This is a genomic window from Pseudomonas sp. S2_H10 (assembly GCF_054668285.1).
Map to the genome: position 1 here is coordinate 6,076,204 of NZ_CP162754.1, position 17,708 is coordinate 6,093,911.

The 17,708-nt window shown below is 61.1% G+C and carries 19 protein-coding genes; 16 read left to right on the forward strand and 3 right to left on the reverse strand.

Annotation, left to right across the window (positions count from 1 at the left end):
- Positions 1 to 176 precede the first annotated feature (176 nt).
- From AB4O16_RS27555 to AB4O16_RS27620, 14 genes are all read left to right on the forward strand, one after another.
- On the forward strand, positions 177 to 716 hold the full coding sequence (locus tag AB4O16_RS27555; RefSeq protein ID WP_160390464.1) for a response regulator: 540 nt from the start codon (positions 177 to 179) through the stop codon (positions 714 to 716).
- An 84-nt stretch (positions 717 to 800) separates the two neighbouring features.
- The gene (locus tag AB4O16_RS27560; protein WP_460156333.1) at positions 801 to 2,507 is read left to right on the forward strand and encodes a GspE/PulE family protein; all 1,707 of its coding nucleotides are present in this window, start codon (positions 801 to 803) and stop codon (positions 2,505 to 2,507) included.
- Positions 2,488 to 3,291, forward strand: a complete 804-nt coding sequence (locus AB4O16_RS27565; RefSeq protein ID WP_460156334.1) for a hypothetical protein — start codon at positions 2,488 to 2,490, stop codon at positions 3,289 to 3,291. Before AB4O16_RS27560 ends, AB4O16_RS27565 begins: the two co-directional genes overlap by 20 nt.
- 1 nt (position 3,292) lies before the next feature.
- A complete protein-coding gene (locus tag AB4O16_RS27570) occupies positions 3,293 to 3,838 on the forward strand; it encodes a pilus assembly protein (protein ID WP_460156335.1) in 546 nt (181 codons plus the stop codon).
- Positions 3,825 to 4,373: a type IV pilus inner membrane component PilO gene (locus tag AB4O16_RS27575; RefSeq protein WP_160390460.1), complete on the forward strand. Its 549-nt coding sequence runs from the start codon at positions 3,825 to 3,827 to the stop codon at positions 4,371 to 4,373. Before AB4O16_RS27570 ends, AB4O16_RS27575 begins: the two co-directional genes overlap by 14 nt.
- Positions 4,373 to 4,882, forward strand: a complete 510-nt coding sequence (locus tag AB4O16_RS27580; RefSeq protein WP_460156336.1) for a hypothetical protein — start codon at positions 4,373 to 4,375, stop codon at positions 4,880 to 4,882. Before AB4O16_RS27575 ends, AB4O16_RS27580 begins: the two co-directional genes overlap by 1 nt.
- Positions 4,879 to 6,717: a secretin N-terminal domain-containing protein gene (locus tag AB4O16_RS27585; protein ID WP_460156337.1), complete on the forward strand. Its 1,839-nt coding sequence runs from the start codon at positions 4,879 to 4,881 to the stop codon at positions 6,715 to 6,717. The genes AB4O16_RS27580 and AB4O16_RS27585 overlap by 4 nt, the downstream gene beginning before the upstream one ends.
- A gap of 2 nt (positions 6,718 to 6,719) precedes the next feature.
- A complete protein-coding gene (locus tag AB4O16_RS27590; RefSeq protein ID WP_150718819.1) occupies positions 6,720 to 7,193 on the forward strand; it encodes a type II secretion system protein in 474 nt (157 codons plus the stop codon).
- Between the two features lie 4 nt (positions 7,194 to 7,197).
- Positions 7,198 to 7,572: a type II secretion system protein gene (locus AB4O16_RS27595; RefSeq protein WP_160390457.1), complete on the forward strand. Its 375-nt coding sequence runs from the start codon at positions 7,198 to 7,200 to the stop codon at positions 7,570 to 7,572.
- On the forward strand, positions 7,547 to 8,086 hold the full coding sequence (locus AB4O16_RS27600; RefSeq protein WP_460156338.1) for a type II secretion system protein: 540 nt from the start codon (positions 7,547 to 7,549) through the stop codon (positions 8,084 to 8,086). The genes AB4O16_RS27595 and AB4O16_RS27600 overlap by 26 nt, the downstream gene beginning before the upstream one ends.
- Before the next feature lie 29 nt (positions 8,087 to 8,115).
- Positions 8,116 to 8,475 carry a curli production assembly/transport protein CsgE gene (csgE, locus tag AB4O16_RS27605; RefSeq protein WP_460158096.1) on the forward strand — a complete coding sequence of 120 codons (360 nt, stop codon included), beginning with the start codon at positions 8,116 to 8,118 and terminating at the stop codon, positions 8,473 to 8,475.
- Entirely contained in the window at positions 8,472 to 8,912 is a 441-nt protein-coding gene (locus tag AB4O16_RS27610; RefSeq protein WP_460156339.1) for a curli assembly protein CsgF, read from the forward strand. The genes csgE and AB4O16_RS27610 overlap by 4 nt, the downstream gene beginning before the upstream one ends.
- Before the next feature lie 31 nt (positions 8,913 to 8,943).
- The gene (locus AB4O16_RS27615) at positions 8,944 to 9,807 is read left to right on the forward strand and encodes a CsgG/HfaB family protein (RefSeq protein WP_160390453.1); all 864 of its coding nucleotides are present in this window, start codon (positions 8,944 to 8,946) and stop codon (positions 9,805 to 9,807) included.
- 1,521 nt (positions 9,808 to 11,328) lie between these two features.
- Positions 11,329 to 11,655, forward strand: a complete 327-nt coding sequence (locus AB4O16_RS27620) for a DUF6124 family protein (RefSeq protein WP_460156340.1) — start codon at positions 11,329 to 11,331, stop codon at positions 11,653 to 11,655.
- A 165-nt stretch (positions 11,656 to 11,820) separates the two neighbouring features.
- Here AB4O16_RS27620 and AB4O16_RS27625 read toward each other — a convergent pair whose 3' ends face one another.
- Complete coding sequence (locus AB4O16_RS27625) at positions 11,821 to 12,261, reverse strand: NUDIX hydrolase (protein ID WP_460156341.1); 441 nt, start codon at positions 12,259 to 12,261, stop codon at positions 11,821 to 11,823.
- 90 nt (positions 12,262 to 12,351) lie between these two features.
- Positions 12,352 to 13,725, reverse strand: coding sequence for a nucleotide 5'-monophosphate nucleosidase PpnN (gene ppnN, locus AB4O16_RS27630; RefSeq protein ID WP_160387266.1), 1,374 nt, complete (start codon positions 13,723 to 13,725; stop codon positions 12,352 to 12,354).
- A gap of 234 nt (positions 13,726 to 13,959) precedes the next feature.
- On the opposite strand from ppnN, the gene AB4O16_RS27635 reads away from it, so the two are divergent.
- On the forward strand, positions 13,960 to 14,487 hold the full coding sequence (locus AB4O16_RS27635) for a DUF3087 family protein (RefSeq protein WP_460156342.1): 528 nt from the start codon (positions 13,960 to 13,962) through the stop codon (positions 14,485 to 14,487).
- Positions 14,488 to 14,552: 65 nt separating this feature from the next.
- Positions 14,553 to 16,049 carry a sensor domain-containing diguanylate cyclase gene (locus tag AB4O16_RS27640; protein ID WP_460156343.1) on the forward strand — a complete coding sequence of 499 codons (1,497 nt, stop codon included), beginning with the start codon at positions 14,553 to 14,555 and terminating at the stop codon, positions 16,047 to 16,049.
- Between the two features lie 3 nt (positions 16,050 to 16,052).
- On the opposite strand, the gene AB4O16_RS27645 is transcribed toward AB4O16_RS27640, so the two are convergent.
- Positions 16,053 to 16,970, reverse strand: coding sequence for a LysR family transcriptional regulator (locus AB4O16_RS27645; RefSeq protein WP_460156344.1), 918 nt, complete (start codon positions 16,968 to 16,970; stop codon positions 16,053 to 16,055).
- Positions 16,971 to 17,708 lie beyond the last annotated feature (738 nt).

Consider the following 17,708-nt stretch of genomic DNA (forward strand, 5'->3'; position numbering starts at 1 on the left):
TTTCCCCGTGTTTGGGGAATGGGATAGCGGTATGAAAAAGGCATTGTTTTTAAATTCAAGGACATGAAGACCTAAAATTACCGGCGCTCAGTCTGGCATGAAGTGTGCGTTAGTCCTCTCAGGGCACGCACTCTGCCAGGTTCAAAACCCGGACCTGCGGTTTCAAGGAGTCGACCTTGTTAAACAAAATACTGGTTGTTGATGACGAACAGCTGCTGGCGGAAAACCTCCAGGGTTACCTGCAGGCGCAAGCGCTGGATGTCCGGATTGCTCACGACGGTGCACACGGGATCGCCGAAGCTGACGATTTCGCACCCGATGTGATGGTGTTCGATTACCGCTTGCCCGATATGGAAGGCTTTCAGGTGCTCGATGCCGTCCGCCAGAACAGGAAGTGCCATTTTGTGCTGATCACAGGGCATCCAACCGCAGAAGTCTGCGAGCGGGCCCGGCTACTGGGAGTCAGCCATATCCTGTTCAAACCCTTTCCGTTGGCGGAATTGGCCCGTGCAGTGAATGATCTTCTAGGCAGGCAGCGCGAGCCCAGAGCGAACGTGGGAGTGAGCACTTCCGAAGGATTCGTCGAACGACGCCAGAGCAGGACCGAGAGTTTCCCGCTGCAGTTGTACGACGGAAGTTGGGTGCTTGCAGATCGCCGAAAAAATCCATCGGCCTCCATGGCACCAGACGACGAACAATTGCTCACCGGGGAGTAGTGGCGCGACAAGACGTTCCGGCTTCTGCCGAAACTGCTCGCCGCGCCGACAGGGCTCAAAGCCCCGGGCGTTGGAGAGCAAGCCATGGACCGTCTATCCCTTGCCGTAGAACCGGCGCAAGTGGAATGTGTACCGACTCGTTTTACCAGTGAACAACTGTCCCAGGCCCGAGCCCTGGCCACCAGTTCCGGCGCGCGGATGCTGGACACCCTCGGGGAGTTGAGTGCACTGGCGCCCATGCCTTTCATCCAGTGCCTGGGTGTAACCCTGCACTACCCGGTGTTCGACACCGACAGCCTGTTCAGTGCCACCCCGGTGTTCGACCGGGTGACCCTGGCCCAATGCCTCAAGCGCGAATTCATCCTGCTGCGTCACGACGATGCGGTCATCGGCGTGTTCGCCGACCCCTTCGACAGCGCACGCCTGGCCTGGATCGATGAATGCCTGCACGGCGCGCCGCTCTATCTGGTGCACGCCGACGACCTGAAGGCCTACCTGGCGCGCCACGAAGAAAGTTTCCATGCGGTGGAATCGCTCAACGCCCAGGCCGAGGGCGGCACCGAAATCGATACCCTGCAAAGCCTGTCCCTGACCAGCATCAGCGAAGACTCCAGCGTGGTGGTCAAACTGGTCAACTCGACCCTGTACGACGCACTGAAAATGCACGCCAGCGACATCCACCTCGGCACCACCGGCAGCGGCCTGGTGATCAAGTACCGGATCGACGGCGTGCTCAACAATATCAGCAAGATCCAGGGCAACGAGTTCGCCGAGCAGGTGATTTCCCGGGTCAAGGTCATGGCCGAGCTGGACATCGGCGAAAAACGCGTGCCCCAGGACGGTCGTTTCAAAGTCGGCATCAGCGGTCGGCAGATCGACTTCCGGGTCTCGATCATGCCGAGCATCTTCGGCGAAGACGCGGTGCTGCGGGTTCTCGACAAACAGGACCTCGCCGACAAGGTCTGCGGCGTGCAACTGCAAGCCCTGGGCTTTGAAGAAGAAACCCTGCGCCAGCTGCGCCGGCTGGCCGCCGAACCCTACGGCATGGTGCTGGTGACCGGGCCTACCGGCAGCGGCAAGACCACCACCCTGTACGCGATGATCACCGAGATCAACCACGGCGTGGACAAGATCATCACCATTGAAGACCCGGTGGAGTATCAACTGCCGGGCGTGCTGCAAATCCCGGTCAACGAGAAAAAGGGCCTGACCTTCGCCCGGGGCCTGCGCTCGATCCTGCGTCACGATCCGGACAAGATCATGGTCGGTGAAATCCGCGACCCGGACACCGCACAGATCGCCGTGCAATCGGCGCTCACCGGTCACCTGGTGTTCACCACCATCCACGCCAACAACGTGTTCGACGTGATCGGCCGATTCACCCAGATGGAAATCGACCCCTACAGCCTGGTCTCGGCACTCAATGCCGTGCTGGCCCAGCGCTTGATCCGCCTGGTCTGCACCAGTTGCAGCGCGCCTTACAGCCCGACCGAAGAAGAGCTGGAGGTCTCGGGGCTCGATCCACAAAAGGTCGCGCACTTCCAGTTCGTCCACGGCAAGGGCTGCGGGCATTGCCGGGGCACCGGCTATCGCGGGCGCAGTGCGATTGCCGAGCTGCTGCACCTGGACGACGAGCTGCGGCAGATGATCGTCGAGCGCCAACCGATTTCGAAAATCAAGGCCCATGCCTGCAAGCGTGGCTTGCGCCTGTTGCGCGAGTCGGCGCTGGAGCTGGTGGAACAAGGCCGGACCACTCTCGAGGAGATCAATCGTGTCACTTTTATCTCGTGAGCAATTTGTCGCCGTGCTCGGCGCCAGCGGTGTTGGCCTGGGGCATCGGCAAGGCAGTGCAACCCACTGGCTGGGCAGCGTCGGCTACATCGACGAAGGCTTCCAGGCCTGGACGGTGGCCCTCGACACCCTCGACCGTTTGCTGGCCGAACACGCCGTTGCCGGGGCGGAACTGACCGTGGTCATCTCCGGGCACTTCAGCCGCTATTGCCTGGTGCCCTGGAGCGATCAGATCAGCAGCCCGGCCGAGCTGCAGGGCTTTGCCCAACTGTGTTTCGAAGACCTCTACGGTGCGCCGACGCAACCCTGGAGCCTGGTGCTTTCGGCGGAACCTGCCGGTTACGATCGCATCGCCACCGCGGTGCCCCAGGACTTGCTCGACCGCCTGCGCGCCCTGGTCAGCGCTCGCGGCTTGCGCCTGCGTTCGGTGCAACCGTACCTGATGGCGGCGTTCAACCATTTCGATAACAGCCTTGATGCCGGTGACTTCCTGTTCGTGGTCGCCGAGCCGGTACGCAGTGTGTTGCTGCTGGCCCGGGAAGGGCACTGGACCTCGGTGCGTTCGGTGGGCAGCAGCGACAGCGATGCTGCGCTGACCGCACTGATCGGCCGGGAAAGCCAGTTGCAGGCCTCCACCAGCGAACGGCCGTTGACCGTCTACCTGCATGCGCCGGCGCGCATCGATTCGCATCCCGACGTACCCGGTGTGCACCTGCGCACACTTGAAGAAGACCGGACAGCCGTACGCGATAGCCTGTACGTCATGTCTCGGGCGGTGGCCTGACATGCGCCCCCTGATGCTCGACTTTCAGCCGCGCCGCCGTGCCGGTCCCCTGGGCTGGAGCCTGCTGGCCGGTGGCGTGGTGCTGACCCTGAGTTGCGCTCTGGTGCAACAGCACCTGAGCAGCGAGGCCGAACAGCAGCAAGGCCACCTGCAAACCACCCAGCGGGTGCTCACCGGCGACAACGGCAGCAATCCCGGCCTGACCCCGGCGGAGACCCGCGAGCAGGCGCAGAACCTGGCCGAAATGCGCAAGGTCTCCCAGCAGCTGCGCCGCCCCCGGGAACGCCTGTTCGCCACCCTCGAAGCGATGCCTAGGGACAACATAGCCCTGCTGACCCTGACCCCGGACGCCCGAAAAGGCCAGGTGCGGATCAGCGCCGAGGCGATGGATCTCGACGCCATGCTCGATTTCCACCGCCGCCTCGAAGCCAGCGACGAGCTGTCCGACGTGTCGCTGCTGAGCCACGAAATTGTCGCCAACGTGCCGGAACACCCGGTGCAGTTCAACCTGTCGGCTACCTGGGAGATCGGCGATGCAACTCCATAAATTGATCGTCCACGAATACCTGCAAGGCCTTGGCGTTCCAGGGCTGGCAGGGATGGGCATGCTGGTGCTGGCACTGAGCTATGGCCTGGTCGGGTTGCTGCCGGACTGGCAGTCGCTGCAAAGCCTCAGCCAGCAGACCCGCGACGCCAGCGAATACCTGGCCCGGGTCGAAGACGGCAGCGTGGCCGCACCGGTGGTGCCGCAGCGCCAGCTCGACGACTTCCGCAGCAAGTTGCCGTCCCAGCCCCAGGCCACTGTGGCCATCGACAAGATCTACGCGCTGGCGGCCCAGGAACGCATCACCTTGTCCCGGGGTGAATACTCCCTTGGCGTGGACCCCAAGACGCACCTGGCCCGTTATCAGATTCTGCTGCCGGTGCGCGGCAGCTATCCGCAACTGCGGCGCTTCCTGCACGCCTTGCTCGGCCAGTTGCCGGCGGTGGTGCTCGAGGACGTCGAGCTGCAACGCAAGAAGATCGCCGATACCGACCTGACCGGGCGGATCCGCATGACCCTTTACCTGTCGAGGTCATGATGAATACCAAGCGAGTGGTGGGTTGGGTGGCGTTCTTCGGCGTAGCGGCAGCGCTCGCCTGGGTCCCCGAATATTTCAAACAGGCTGACGATGGCGACCCTGCGGTGGCCGTCGTGGCGACACCAACCAAGGGCAAGACCACAGGCGCAGCGGCATCGACTGCTGTCGCCACGCCAATCAAGGATCTGAGCCCGGCAGGCGACCTGTTCGCCTCCCGCAGCTGGAAACCGGCGCCGGTCCTCGGCACCGTCATCGAACAACCGGTCGCCGTGACTCCAGAGGTGCAAGTCCCCACTGCACCGCCGTTGCCCTTCCAGTTTGTTGGCAGGCTGGCTGACCGTTCCGATCTGCAGGTGTTTTTGCAGGACGGCGAAAAAATATACGTCGTACGCAAGGGGGATGTCATCGACGAAACCTGGCGGATCGAGCGGATTTCCGATGTGGAAATGAGCGTGGTCTACCTGCCGCTGCATCTAGCTCAGACTTTGTCTGTGGGGAGTACGGAATGAACAAATCCCGTTTGCTGATGAGCCTTTGTCTCTGCGCAGGGCTGGCTGCCTGCAGTTCGGCGCAGACGGCCAAGGACGAAGCTTCCGCCCTGATGGAATCAGGCCAGTATGAAGCCGGGCTGGCCCGCATCCAACAGGGGTTGAGCGAGAACCCTCGCGATACCGATCTGCACATAGCGCTCAACAGTGGTCGGGCCCGCGCCGTGACGGCGCTGCTGACCCAGGCCGACATGGACCGCGCCCAGCGTAATTTCGCCGGGGCCCGCATGTCCTACAGCCGGGTCCTGGGCATCGAGCCGAACAACCGTCGTGCCCAGGACTCCCTGCGCCAGCTCGACTACCTGCGCAGCATGGACGAGAAACTCGAAATGGCCCGTGGCGACCTGCGTCGCGGTGACATCTACGGTGCCGACCGCCAGGTCAAACAGATTCTCGAACTGGACCCGCAAAACGAGGGTGCCCGGGAACTGCAAGACAACATCCGCCTGGTGCAGAGCCGCAACGTGGTGCAATACCCACAGCTGCGTACCCGCCTGGACCGGCCGGTGACCCTGGAATTTCGTGACGCCAACCTCAAGACCATTTTCGAAGTGCTGTCCCAGGTCGCCGGCCTGAACTTCATCTTCGACAAGGACCTGCGTCCGGACATGAAAGCCACGATCTTCGTACGTGACGTGCGCATCGAAGACGCCGTGGATCTGCTGCTGCAGCAGAACCAGCTGCACCAGAAAGTGGTGAACGAAAACACCTTGCTGATCTACCCGGACTCGCCGCAGAAGCTCAAGGATTACCAGGAGCTGGTGATGCGCACCTTCTACCTGACGAGCATCGATGCCAACACCGCGCTGAACATGATCAAGACCATGCTCAAGACCCGCGACGTGTTCGTCGATGAACGCCTCAATACCCTGACCATGCGCGACACCGGCGACGCGATCCGCATGGCGGAAAAACTCCTGCAATCGCAGGACCAGTCCAACCCCGAGGTGGTGCTGGAAGTGGAAGTGATGGAAGTCGCCCGCCAACGCATTCTCGACCTTGGCCTGCAATGGCCCAACACCTTCGGCGTGATCAACAGCGACGGTTCGCCCGTGTCGATTCTCGATCAGCTCAAAGGCATCGACTCCAGCCGGATCGCCTTCACGCCATCGCCCCAGGCCAAGATCAACGCCCAGGACAAAGACATCAACACCCTGGCCAGCCCGGTGATCCGGGTGAGCAACCGCGAACAGGCGCGCATCCACATCGGTCAGCGCGTGCCGATCATCAGCGCCACGTCGGTGCCTTCGACCCAGGGCCCGGTGATCACCGAAAGCGTGACCTACCTCGACGTCGGTCTGAAGCTTGAAGTGCAGCCCATCGTGCACCTGAACAACGAAGTGGCGATCAAGGTCGCGCTGGAAGTCAGTAACGCCACGCCGCTGGCGCCGACCCCTCAGGGCACCATTCCGGTCCAGGTCGATACCCGCAACGCCCAGACCACCCTGCGCCTGCATGATGGCGAAACCCAGATCCTCGCAGGCCTGGTGCGCAACGACCATGGCAGCAGCGGCAACAAGATCCCCGGCCTTGGCGACATTCCTGGCCTGGGCCGCCTGTTCGGCAGCAACAAGGACGACATCAGCAAATCCGAACTGGTGCTGTCGATCACCCCGCGGATCGTGCGCAACCTGCCGTACCAGAGCCCGTCGGACATGGAATTCCCGACCGGCACCGAAACCAGCATGCACATCCAGGCGCCCGACCGTTCGATGAGCACGACGGTTCAGGCCGCCCCGCTGGGCAACCCCATGAGCGCACCGATCGCCACCACCGTTACCGTCGGGAAGCCTTGATCATGAACGCCTCGCAACGCGGTTTTACCCTGATCGAAGTCGTGGTGACGCTCGCCCTGGTCGGCCTGTTGGCCGGCATGGCCGCACCGCTGACCGAGACGGTGGTGCGCCGGGGCAAGGAGCAGGACCTGCGGACCGCGCTGTACCAGATCCGCGACGGCATCGACGCCTACAAACGCGCCTTCGACGCCGGCTACATCGAGAAGTCGCTCGACAGCACCGGCTACCCGCCGAACCTCAAGGTGCTGGTCGAGGGTGTGCGTGACGTGCGCAGCGCCAAGGGGGCCAAGTTCTACTTCATGCGGCGCATCCCCCGTGACCCGCTGGCAACCGTCAAGCGTGACGACGAGGGTGGCTGGGGCCTGCGTGCCTATGACAGTTCCGCTGAGAACCCGCGCGAGGGCAAGGACGTCTTCGACGTCTACTCCAAGGCCCGGGGCAAGGGTCTCAACGGCATCGCCTACCGGGAGTGGTGAACATATGCGCCGGCAAAAGGGTTTTACCCTGTTGGAACTGATGGTGGTCATGGCAATCATCGCGACCCTGATGACGATCGCCATGCCACGTTACTTCACCAGCCTCGAGGCCTCCAGGGAGACCACGCTGCGCCAGAGCCTGTCGGCCATGCGCGAGGCGCTGGATCACTACTACGGGGACACCGGGCGTTATCCCGACTCCATCGAACAACTGGTCGAGCTGCGCTACCTGCGCAGCCAGCCGCTGGACCCGATTGCCGAGCGCAAGGACACCTGGGTCATGGTCGCGCCACCGGAAGGCGTGGCGGGCGGGGTGGCCGATATCAAGAGTGGTGCCAGCGGGAGGGCGCGTGATGGCAGCCTTTACTCCGAGTGGTAAGCCTGCGGGCCAGGACGGCTTCACCTACCTGGGTGTGCTGTTCCTGATCGTCGTGATGGGCATGGGCCTGGCCAGTGCCGGTGAGCTGTGGGCCACCGCTTCACGCCGGGACCGGGAAAACCAGTTGCTCTGGGTCGGTACGCAGTATGCCCAGGCGCTGCGCAGCTATTACCGCAGCTCGCCAGGTGTCGCGCTGTACCCGAAAGAACTCGCGGACCTGTTGCAGGACGAGCGCTTTCCGTCGGCCAAACACCATATCCGCAAGCTGTACGCGGAGCCGATGACGGGGGGCGAATGGGAACTGATGCGCGGTGTCGACGGACGGATCAGCGGAGTGTATTGCCCCTCCACGGAGAAGCCGCTCAAGCAGGTGAACTTTCCCAGCCAGTGGTCGGACTTCGACGGCATGGCCAGCTACAAGGATTGGCAGTTCGTGGCCGAGAAAGCCTTCCTCGATGACTCCAACGGACAGCCCAAGTCACAGTCCACCGCACCCGAGGCATTGCAGCCTTGAACCGGCACTGGCTGGCGGCACTGGTGCTGATGCTGGCGGCGAGCTTCGCCCAGGCGGCAGAAGAAGACGAGATGCTGGGGTTCATCATCGACGACACGATTTCGCACATCGGCCATGACTTCTACTACTCGTTCAGTGAACGCCTGCGTGCCACCAGCCCGATGGATTTCAACCTGGTGGTGCGGGAAAGACCTTCGGCGCGCTGGGGCAGCCTGGTGACCGTGGAGTTTCAGCAACGCCTGGTTTATCGGCGCTTCCTGCCGCCGAACACCGTGGAGTTGAAAGACGAGGCCTATGCGGCTGCCGACCAGGTTCGCCTGCAGATCGTGCAGCGCAAGCTGGAAGCCTTGTTGCAGGACACCACCGACCTTGAGAGGGACGAACTATGAAGGAAACAACTGTCGGCAAGCGTACAGGACTGTGGTTGCTCGGGCTCTGGTTTGCCGGGGCGGGCAGCAGCGGCCTGGTCCAGGCCACGGAACTGGTCTACACGCCCATCAACCCCTCGTTCGGCGGCAACCCGTTGAACGGCACCTGGCTGCTCAACAACGCCCAGGCGCAGAACGACTACGACGATCCCGATCTGAAAGACCGTACCACTGTGGCCGGCACTTCGGCGCTGGAACGGTTTACCAGTCAGCTGCAATCGCGGTTGCTGGGGCAACTGCTGGACAACATCTCGACGGGCAACACCGGGAGTCTGTCGACTGACGCCTTTATCGTCGACGTCATCGACGACTCCGGGGCATTGACGATCAATGTGACCGACCGGGCAACCGGTGAAGTTTCGGAGATCCAGGTAAACGGCATCACCACCACCCCTTGACGGGGACATGGGCCGATGGGGAGTTACGGACATGAAAAGAATAATTGTGCTAGGGATGCTGTTGGCAGCGCTTTGCGGCTGTGGTCTGCGTGAACCGATGTCCGCCGAGCAGGACACTGAAACGCCGACCCTGACCCCCAGGGCGTCGACCTATTACGACTTGTTGAGCATGCCACGGCCCAAGGGCAAGTTGATGGCAGTGGTGTACGGTTTCCGCGACCAGACCGGGCAATACAAGCCAACCCCGGCCAGTTCGTTTTCCACCAGCGTGACCCAGGGCGCGGCCAGCATGTTGATGGACGCCTTGCAGGCCAGTGGCTGGTTCGTGGTGCTGGAGCGTGAAGGGCTGCAGAACCTTTTGACCGAGCGCAAGATCATCCGCGCCTCGCAAAAGAAACCCAATACCCCGGTGAACATCCTGGGTGAGCTGCCGCCGCTGCAGGCGGCGAACATGATGCTCGAAGGCGGGATCATCGCCTACGACACCAACGTGCGCAGTGGCGGGGAAGGGGCGCGCTACCTGGGCATCGACATTTCCCGTGAGTACCGCGTGGATCAGGTCACGGTGAACCTGCGGGCGGTGGACGTGCGCAGCGGGCAGGTGTTGGCCAACGTGATGACCAGCAAGACCATCTACTCGGTCGCTCGCAGTGCCGGGGTGTTCAAGTTCATCGAGTTCAAGAAGCTGCTTGAGGCTGAGGTTGGCTATACCACCAACGAGCCGGCGCAGTTGTGTGTGTTGTCGGCGATCGAGTCGGCGGTGGGGCATTTGCTGGCGCAGGGGATCGAGCGGCGGTTGTGGCAGGTGGCGGGGGATAATTCTCAGCCTGCACCGAACGAGACGCTGGAGCGGTATCTGACGCAGAACAAGGTGGATCCGGAGAGTTCGCAGTGAGTCCGGTTTTTGGCCTTGGCGGCCTTCGGGCCTCCCCTGCTCGCGAAGACGGCCACGTAGCCGAGCGAAAATTTTGCAGATGTACTCAGTACCTGTGGGAGCGGGCTTGCCCGCGATGGCGGCCACGTAGCCGACAAATTTCTACCTGATGTATTCAGCCCAATTGTGGGAGCGGGCTTGCTTGCGATGGCGGTCATGTAGCCGACAAATTTCTACCTGATGTATTCAGTCCAATTGTGGGAGCGGGCTTGCTCGCGAAGGCGGCCACGTAGCCGAGCGAAAATTTTGCAGATGTACTCAGTACCTGTGGGAGCGGGCTTGCCCGCGATGGCGGCCACGTAGCCGACAAATATCTACCTGATGTATTCAGTCCAATTGTGGGAGCGAGCTTGCTCGCGAAGGCGGCCATGTAGCCGACAAATTTCTACCTGATGTATTCAGTACAATTGTGGGAGCGAGCCTGCTCGCGAAGGCGGCCACGTAGCCGAGCGAAAATTTTGCAGATGTACTCAGTACCTGTGGGAGCGGGCTTGCCCGCGATGGCGGCCTGACAGCCGACCTATATTTTGCTGACTGAGTACATATCCATTCCTGCGGTAACGGCGACTTATGGTTTCGCCCTTACGGCGAGTCACTTTTTTTACAAGCGCCTAAAAAAAGTAACCAAAAAAACGCTCGCCCCGAGCGTCCGGCCCCTCGCCTAGGCTCGGCGTTCCTTCGCTCCGGCATTCATCCGGGGGCATCGCCCTCCGGTTGGCTTCGCTGGCACCTACATGCGATGAGTTCGACTGCGTCGAACGGCGCTGCGCGCCAATCCCCGGATGAACACCTCCACTCAGCCTTCCGAGGGGGCGGGTGAGTCAAGATCAAGAGCTGCAGGCGAGCTAACGCTCGGCCTGATGAGTGGTGAAGAGCGGCGGCTGTGCGCGGGTTTTGCTTTTGCTTTTGCTCTGGCCTTTCTGTGGGAGCCAGCCTGCTGGCGATGGCGGCCTGCCAGCCGACCAATCTCTTTCAGATGCACCCAATCCCTGTAGGAGCTGCCTTGCCAGCGATGGCGGCCTGACAGCCACCCAATCCCTTTCAGATGTACTCAATCCCTGTAGGAGCTGGCTTGCCAGCGATGGCGGCATTACATCCAACGAAAATCTTCTGCCTCACCCCAGCAATGTGCCTGTCAGACAGGGTTGTAGGACCAGGAGCAAGGCTACGCTACCTTGCGTCGTTACCTACAACTACGCCAGAATCCGCCGGCTTGTGGGCCTTGTGTCTGGTCTTTATCGTTCCGTGTCGCTGCAAATTCAGCGTCCGGATTTAGCGATCCGAACAGTTACAGGGACACCAGCACTCCAGTCTTGATTGCATTCGTTTCTATGCCTGCAATTTGATTATGGCGGCTGTGCGTCGGAGACCTTCGGGTCTACCGGGTTTGCCTGTAACCGGTTCGCTAACCTTCGTACAGTCGCCACCCTTACTTGTTTAGCGACAGGTCTTGGTGGCTCCAATTTCTACAGGAGCTCCACCATGTTCAAACCCACACCCAATCCCCCCGAATCAGAAACCGATAGCGCCACCCATCGCCCTTCCGGTCTCCATCTCAAACCCGCCATCCTCAAAAGCTCCACACCCCACAACCCCAGCACGATGTTCATCATTGCGCCCAACATCGACACCGAAAGTTTACTGGCCCATGCCTGTGAATCACTGGCTTCAGCCAGCGTCATGGCCAGTGATTTCGCTACATTCCTGGACGGCCCGCAGCGCAGCATGTTGCTGGGTATCCAGCAGGTGATCATGCTGGCCGACCTGGCGGTCAATAGCGCGCTGGATAACGTTGCCCCGCTGGACTAAACACCGAGCTTTTGTGGCGAGGGGGCTTGCCCCCGTTGGGTCGCGAAGCGGCCCCAAAATCAAGCGATGCGGTTTTTCAGGCAGACCGGGTTGAATGGATTTACGACTGCTTCGCAGCCGAACGGGGCGGTGCGGCGGTCCGACGAGCCCCCTCGCCACAGGGGTTCAGGCGCTTTCCAACATCTCAATCAACCGCTCCGGCCACACCGTTTCGCTGGTTTCACGCAACTCTGCCACCGACCACCATTTATGGTCCGCCATCACCCGAACCTCGTGAGCCGTCCATCCCTCGCGTGACACGCGTTCACTGTCGGTATGAACCACAAAATAGCGTTCAACCGAAAGCACCGTTTCGCCACTTGGCAGCATCATCGCAAACCTGCGTTCAGAAATGCTGGCACCTACATTGGCGACACGCAATCCGGTTTCTTCAAACAACTCACGAACCGCCGCAGCCTCAAACGACTCACCCGGCTCAACCCCGCCACCGGGTGTCGCCCAGTGGCTTTGGCCGGCGAGGGCGTCGTTTTTGTGCTGGAAGTGAAACAGCAGAACCTGTTTTGAAGGATTGATCACCAGCAGTCGCGCTGAATCACGTTGGCGCATGTTTTTTCTTTCCATAGAAGCAAGCGAACCGCAGCTTTCACTGCGGCTCGCAACGGTAAGGCTCACATCGGCATAACGACGCCGAAAGGGTTAAGCAACCACCCGATAACACGGCACATACGCCGCGCCGCCCGGCAGTTTCATGCGGTGCTGGGCGACGAAGGCTTTGAGCAGCAGGTCCAGCGGTTGCATGATCGCCGCGTCGCCATGGATCTGGTAGGGCCCGTGTTCTTCGATCAGGCGGATGCCCTTGTCCTTGACGTTGCCGGCGACGATGCCGGAGAACGCGCGGCGCAGGTTGGCCGCCAGTTCATGGGGTGGCAGGTCGAGCCGGAGCTTGAGGTTGGCCATGTTTTCGTGGGTCGGGTCGAAGGGACGCTGGAAGCCTTCGTCGATTTTCAGCAGCCAGTTGAAGTGGAACGCGTCGGCGCGCTCGCGGCGGAACTGCTTGACCGCCTTGAGGCCCTGGGTCATCTGCCGTGCCACTTCGGTCGGGTTATCGATGATGATCTGGTAGTGCTGCTTGGCGGCGTCGCCCAGGGTGGCGCCGACGAATGCATCCAGTTGTTCCAGGTACGGCGCGGCGTGTTTCGGCCCGGTGAGGATGACCGGGAAGGGCAGGCCGGCATTGTCCGGGTGCATCAGGATGCCCAGCAGATACAGGAACTCTTCGGCCGTGCCGGCGCCGCCCGGGAAGATGATGATGCCGTGGCCGACGCGGACGAAGGCTTCCAGGCGTTTTTCGATGTCCGGGAGGATCACCAGTTCGTTAACGATCGGGTTCGGCGCTTCGGCGGCGATGATGCCCGGCTCGGTCAGCCCCAGGTAACGGCCGCCGTGGATGCGTTGCTTGGCGTGGGCGATGGTGGCGCCTTTCATCGGGCCTTTCATCACGCCGGGACCGCAACCGGTGCAGATGTCCAGGCTGCGCAGGCCCAGTTCGTGGCCGACTTTCTTGGTGTATTTGTACTCTTCGGTGTTGATCGAGTGGCCGCCCCAGCACACCACGATCTTCGGCTCGACGCCGGGGCGCAGGGTGCGGGCGTTGCGCAGCAGGTGGAAGACGTAGTCGCTGATGCCCTGGGAGTTGCTCAGGTCGATGCGTTGGCTGTCGAGTTCGTTTTCGGTGTAGACGATGTCACGCAGGGCGCTGAACAGCATTTCCCGGGTGCTGGCGATCATTTCGCCGTCGACGAAGGCGTCGGCCGGGGCGTTCAGCAGTTCCAGGCGTACGCCGCGGTCCTGCTGGTGAATGCGGATCTCGAAATCCTTGTAGGCTTCAAGGATGGTCTTGGCGTTGTCGACATGGGCGCCGGTGTTGAGGATGGCCAGGGCGCACTGGCGGAAGATGTTGTAGGTACTGCCGGAACCGGCTTCGCTCAATTGCTGGACTTCCCGTTGCGAGAGCGTTTCCAGGCTGCCTTTGGGACTGACGGAGGCGTTGATAACTTGGCGTTGGGTCATTCAATGATCCTTAAAACGATGTCATTCACACAGCAACTACGAATGGCATCCGAATAATGTGTATTCATGAAAGAAGATGGCACGAACTGCGCGGTCTCGCCATGTCCCCGGTTTGACGATGAAAAGATGAAAAGGAGCCCCAGCATAGCTAAATCCCTCGCAGAGGCGATAATGGCCCGCAGTCTTTTTACCCCGGACCCCTTTTTACCATTGAAGCTCAGGAAACCCGACGCAATGTTCGAAATCCAGCCGATGAACGCCGACACCTACAGGCAACAGACGCGGCGCAGCACGGTGATCATCGCCCTGATCTTCCTGGCGCTGGCGATGGGCCTGTCCACGGCGGCGGTGGCGCTGTTCGGCACGCCCGGGGGCGACAACCTGCGCTTCAACGTCGGTGGCGTGTTTGTTGCCGTGCTGGCGATGGCGGCGCTGATGCGCAAGGTGTTCTGGCGCCAGGCGTGGATGGCCCCGGCGGTCTACAGCTGGCAGCTCAAGCGCAGCCTGATGAGCATCACCAATGTCATGCATCATTTGACGACAGCCGTGGAAAAGGGCGATCCGGTTGCCATGAAGCTGTTGCGTTTCTACCATTTGGGCCTGGACCAGATGCATCAGTTGGACGGCAACTCCAGTGACCACGGCCAGTTGATCCGCGAAATGGACCGGCACAAGGAACGAATGCAAGCGCTGGGCATCGATACAGAGCAGACGCGACTGGATCCGGCGTGGCTGGAGGCGCTGAAGCAGATGTCGCGCTAACATCTTTGCCAGGTACCAGGGGAGATTCGCCGATCAACGATCCTATTGAAGTATTCCGGCCAGCCGTGACCCGGCTCAAGGTCCGCTCGGCGGTGATCCTGCTGGTGGCGGTCTGCCTGTCGATGGTTGCCATCGTGATCTGGGAAGCCTGGAGCTCACGCCAGTACCGCCTGCATGACAAGGAAGTGGTGATGTCCAACCTTGCGCAGACCCTGGCGTCGCAAGCGCAGGCCACGATCAAGCAGGCCGATACGCTGCTGTTCACCCTGGTCGATCGCCTGGAGCACGAGGGGGTCGATCAATTCCGGCTGCCGCAATTGCTTAACGCCCAGCGCGATCAGTTGAGCCAGCTCCATGGCGTGTTCGTTTTCGACGAAAACGGCCAGTGGCTCGCCAATTCCAATGGCGCCGGCCAGACCGGCGTCAACAATTCCGACCGTGAATACTTCATTTTCCATCGTGACAACCCCGGCCGCGGGCCGCACATTGGGCCGTCGATCAAGAGCCGTTCGAGCGGCGAGTGGATCCTGACGGTCTCGCGCCGCTTCAATCATCCCGACGGCAGCTTTGCCGGGGTGGCGCTGGCGACGATTTACCTGAGTCATTTCCTGCAGCTCTACGACAGCATCGACATGGGCAGCAACGGCGTGATCAACCTGATCGCCGACAATGCCGACATTGTCATTCGCCGGCCCTTCAAGGAGTCGGAGATCGGCACCAGCCTGGCCAAGAGCCCGTTGTTCACCCGGTTGCTGCCCAAGAGCGATGCGGGCACGGCCACGATCACGTCGGTCATCGACGGCGTCGAGCGGGTGACGGGGTACCGCCGGGTCGAGGGTTATCCGCTGATCGTTTTCGTCGCATTGAACAAGAATGAAGTACTCGCCGGTTGGCGTCGGGAAACCCTGCTCAGCGCCTGCATAGTCACGCTGTTGCTCAGTGTTCTGGGGGTCATGGGGTTTCGGCTGATCAAGCTGATGAGGCAGCAGAACCTGGTGCAGGTCGAGTTGCTGGATACCCAGGACAAGCTGCTGGAGGTCAATCGCAACCTTGAAGGCCTGGCCCTCAAGGATGCGCTGACGGGGCTGGCCAACCGGCGTCAGCTCGACGCGTTCATCGATGCCGAAATGGGCCGAGCCCGGCGCAGCCAGTCCGAACTGGCGCTGCTGATGATCGATGTCGATCATTTCAAACCGTTCAATGACCGCTACGGCCACCCGGCCGGTGATGAGTGTTTGCGCAAGGTCGGGGCGATCATCACGGACAACATCAAGCGCCCGGGTGACCTGGCCGCCCGTTATGGTGGCGAGGAGTTTGCGGTGGTGCTGCCCGGCACCGACTACGTCGGGGCATTTCTGGTGGCGGAGAAAATCCGCCGCGCGGTGCTCGACGCCGGGATAACCCACAGTGAAAGCCCGCAAGGCGCCGTGACCGTCAGCATAGGCGTGTGTGCCAGCAATGGCGCATCACCGGTTCGCTCCGAAGAGCTGATCGATGCGGCGGACAAGGCGTTGTACGTGGCCAAGGCCAGTGGGCGCAACATGAGCGTGATTGCCAACTAAGCGTCAGATGAACCGGTCCGTTCCCTCGACCAGTCGGGTGGCCAGGAAGGGCTTTTTCAGCTGTTCCAGCCACCAGCCCAGTGCGCGACCGTCATGGTCGCCACGCCAGCCGGCGTAGAGGATGTTCGGCTCACGCGGGTCGGCCATCGTTTTCTCGACCAGCGTGCCGTTTTCCAGCAACGAACCCACCCGGTGCCGCGGCAGCCAGCCCACCCCCAGCGCATTGCACTGGGCGAGGATTTTCGCGCGCATGCTCGGCACGGCCAGCACCGTTTGCCCGCCGGTGACGCCGTAGGTGCTGCCCTCGGTGACCCTTGATGAATCGGCCACCACAATCGCCCGGTGCTGCGCGACCATGGCCCGGGTAATCGGGCCCTTGGCCTTGGCCAGCGGGTGTCTGGGCGACACCGCAAACACCCATTGCATTTCCCCCAGTTGCATCCAGCGCAAGTTGGCAATGGCCGGCGGTTCATTGGTGGCACCGATGACCAGGTCCGCGCGGCCTTCACGCAGGGCTTCCCAGACGCCTTTGAGGACTTCCTGGGTGATGCGCAGCGGCACGCCGGATTGCAGCGCATCGAACTCGTCGATCACCGGGATCAGGGTCTCGAACTCCAGCAGTTCGTCGGTGACGATCCACAGGCGGCTCTCCCAGCCATTGGCAACCTGCCGGACCCGTTGGGTCAGGCGCGCGACGTCCTGCATCAACCGCGCCGCTTCGTTGACCAGCAACTCGCCCGCCGGGGTCAGTTGCAACCGGTAGCGGCGGCGGTCGAACAGCAACGCATCGAAACGCTCCTCCAGTTGCCGCGCCGCATAGGACACGGTCGACGGCGCCTTGCCCAGATGTGCCGCCGCCCGCGACAGGCTGCCGGTTTCGCGGATGGCCTCGAGCAGCGCCAGGTCTTCGGTAGACAACATGTGCAAAATCCTTGGCGGCAATACGGTATCTGCAGAAGAATATGCGTTTCCTGAGTTCTGTGTGAGGCAATAAAACCGCGACCATACTTCAAAGGACTGCGATTTTTAACGCTGCGCCATTTATTGCTGCGACTCGGAGCTGTCGTCGGTGCCAGTGGTGCTGACAAGTACAACGGTGGTTTAACGTGGGCTACGCCATAGCTGATAAACGGAAGAAAGATATATCGGTGTAGTGTAGTGATTTTATAAAGAAGAAAGGGATGTTCCAAGACGACAAGGTCCTGATGCGCAATCCGTTTCGCTAGCGCGGCACGTATCTCAAGGCGATTGGAGTTAGAATTCCACAGGCCATTTTATTCTGCAACGCAAACCAGAAAAAAATCATTTTCGGCCGCAAGTTCCTTTATCGACGATGAACACGCGTAGCAAGGGTAGGGTAGTGCCTTTTTGGTTTTGAGTGACTGCCAGAAGCTCGTCGTGTTTACTATGTGGAACTGTATTGTCGGAATAAACCGGGTTGCGAGTTTAGTAATTGCTGGCTTTATCCGTTGTATGCTTGGTTTGTGATGGTCTTCCTGGGGGAAGATTTGCAGTTAGAACATGCCCTGGGACACCATATTCTTCAAAGCCTTTTAGCCGCTTCAGCTATTTTTCTTCTCCTGCTTTTAGTCGCATTTGGTCTCCCTTAATGACTAAGAATCCGCGTTGAGTCCCTTCATGCACTTAGAAGACCGATGG

Excerpts from the sequence above, each read along its gene's own strand:
- AB4O16_RS27560 (WP_460156333.1), top strand. The coding sequence starts at position 801 with ATGGACCGTCTATCCCTTGCCGTAGAACCGGCGCAAGTGGAATGTGTA.
- AB4O16_RS27570 (WP_460156335.1), top strand. The coding sequence starts at position 3,293 with ATGCGCCCCCTGATGCTCGACTTTCAGCCGCGCCGCCGTGCCGGTCCC.
- AB4O16_RS27575 (WP_160390460.1), top strand. The coding sequence starts at position 3,825 with ATGCAACTCCATAAATTGATCGTCCACGAATACCTGCAAGGCCTTGGC.
- AB4O16_RS27580 (WP_460156336.1), top strand. The coding sequence starts at position 4,373 with ATGAATACCAAGCGAGTGGTGGGTTGGGTGGCGTTCTTCGGCGTAGCG.
- AB4O16_RS27585 (WP_460156337.1), top strand. The coding sequence starts at position 4,879 with ATGAACAAATCCCGTTTGCTGATGAGCCTTTGTCTCTGCGCAGGGCTG.
- AB4O16_RS27590 (WP_150718819.1), top strand. The coding sequence starts at position 6,720 with ATGAACGCCTCGCAACGCGGTTTTACCCTGATCGAAGTCGTGGTGACG.
- AB4O16_RS27595 (WP_160390457.1), top strand. The coding sequence starts at position 7,198 with ATGCGCCGGCAAAAGGGTTTTACCCTGTTGGAACTGATGGTGGTCATG.
- AB4O16_RS27600 (WP_460156338.1), top strand. The coding sequence starts at position 7,547 with ATGGCAGCCTTTACTCCGAGTGGTAAGCCTGCGGGCCAGGACGGCTTC.
- csgE (WP_460158096.1), top strand. The coding sequence starts at position 8,116 with ATGCTGGCGGCGAGCTTCGCCCAGGCGGCAGAAGAAGACGAGATGCTG.
- AB4O16_RS27610 (WP_460156339.1), top strand. The coding sequence starts at position 8,472 with ATGAAGGAAACAACTGTCGGCAAGCGTACAGGACTGTGGTTGCTCGGG.
- AB4O16_RS27615 (WP_160390453.1), top strand. The coding sequence starts at position 8,944 with ATGAAAAGAATAATTGTGCTAGGGATGCTGTTGGCAGCGCTTTGCGGC.
- AB4O16_RS27620 (WP_460156340.1), top strand. The coding sequence starts at position 11,329 with ATGTTCAAACCCACACCCAATCCCCCCGAATCAGAAACCGATAGCGCC.
- AB4O16_RS27625 (WP_460156341.1), bottom strand. The coding sequence starts at position 12,261 with ATGCGCCAACGTGATTCAGCGCGACTGCTGGTGATCAATCCTTCAAAA.
- ppnN (WP_160387266.1), bottom strand. The coding sequence starts at position 13,725 with ATGACCCAACGCCAAGTTATCAACGCCTCCGTCAGTCCCAAAGGCAGC.
- AB4O16_RS27635 (WP_460156342.1), top strand. The coding sequence starts at position 13,960 with ATGTTCGAAATCCAGCCGATGAACGCCGACACCTACAGGCAACAGACG.
- AB4O16_RS27645 (WP_460156344.1), bottom strand. The coding sequence starts at position 16,970 with ATGTTGTCTACCGAAGACCTGGCGCTGCTCGAGGCCATCCGCGAAACC.